At 32.3% G+C, this 1,247-nt stretch carries 1 protein-coding gene; it reads right to left on the bottom strand.

Going from position 1 to position 1,247, the window contains the following annotated elements; translation table 11 throughout:
- Positions 1–28: 28 nt before the first annotated feature.
- Positions 29–1,009 (bottom strand): IS110 family RNA-guided transposase, encoded by a 981-nt coding sequence (locus NAT47_RS12500; RefSeq protein ID WP_250583256.1) that lies wholly within the window; start codon positions 1,007–1,009, stop codon positions 29–31.
- Positions 1,010–1,247 lie beyond the last annotated feature (238 nt).

Genomic DNA, 1,247 nt, shown 5'->3' with positions numbered 1-1,247 from the left:
CTGAGCATTCTAAGATAAAAACAAGTAATCAAGCAATTAATTTTACAAAAGGTTCATTTCTTTTTGCAACGGCGAATATTCTTAGTACAATTTTGTTTGCAACAGCATTTAAAGCTGTAAGCTTGTGCTTTCCTTTTTCTAATTTTTGTTGGTAATATTTTTTTAATTGAGGATCGTGCTGAATGGCACTTCCCGCAGCCTTAAATAAAATAGACTTTAGTGTTTTGTCCCTCAAAAAGTGTGTTTTTGTGCGACCTTTTATACTGCTACCTGACTGATAAGGGAATGGAGCTAAACCGCAATGGCAATTAAATTTACGGGCATCTGTAAATCGGGTAAAATTATCAGTTTCTATAATGCATTTAATTGCCGTAATTGTACCAACACCTATTACAGATGATATTTTTGTATAGGTGGTATTTAGATCCTGACTTGATTTTACTATTTCCATCATTTGTTTTTCTAAATCTTGTATCGTGTTTTGGATTGATTTTAATTGTTTTTGTTCAAGTTTTATCAATTGTTTCAATACTACCTTTTTACTTAGTATCATTTCCGCTTTTAAGCTATTTTGTATTTGTACTGACATTTTTACGTATCGTTCACGTGCCGTCATAAGTGCTTTTAATTTTCTTAATGATTCACAAGGCAATTTAAAAGGTGATAATTTATGATTATTTGTTATAGTATAATCAGCAATTCTATAGGCGTCTACTATATCAGATTTTCCACGCTGTAGTCCTAATGACCGCTGAAGGTCTAATGGATTGATCAAATAGTAAGTAAACATTTGTTCTTCTAATAGCCAAGACAGTAGTGCGCCGTAATGTCCTGTGTGTTCTAGGGCAACAACTACATTTTCTTTGTCTAGATTATTCAACCAAGTAAGAATCTCTCTTTCTTTGTTCGCAATCACACCTTGCTGGATTTTCCCACGGCTATCTTTTTGCAGTATACAAAAATCAAGTGTGTCTTTAGAAACATCAATGCCAATGATAAAATTTTTCATAAATTTGAATTTAGGAAAACAACTCTGACACAACCAAATTGGTTCAATTACTAACGCTATTAATAAGCCTTAAAGCTTAACATTCTAAATGGTACTTAAACCCAAAGAGGAGAATAGGACTAATGCTCAGGATAAACCACTACGTTTAAGAGTCGAACTAGTTCACCTATTCCCTCTGGTTGTTCAGAAATTATCTTAATTAATAATAACTGAATTTACTAAATACAAATCTAATAGC

It is taken from the genome of Flavobacterium fragile (assembly GCF_023634865.1).
GTDB classification, from domain to species: Bacteria; Bacteroidota; Bacteroidia; order Flavobacteriales; family Flavobacteriaceae; genus Flavobacterium; species Flavobacterium fragile.
This window is presented reverse-complemented; position numbering and strand designations above follow the sequence as displayed.

Bases quoted from the DNA above. Each gene is read 5' to 3' on its own strand.
- NAT47_RS12500 (WP_250583256.1), bottom strand. From the start codon at position 1,009: ATGAAAAATTTTATCATTGGCATTGATGTTTCTAAAGACACACTTGAT.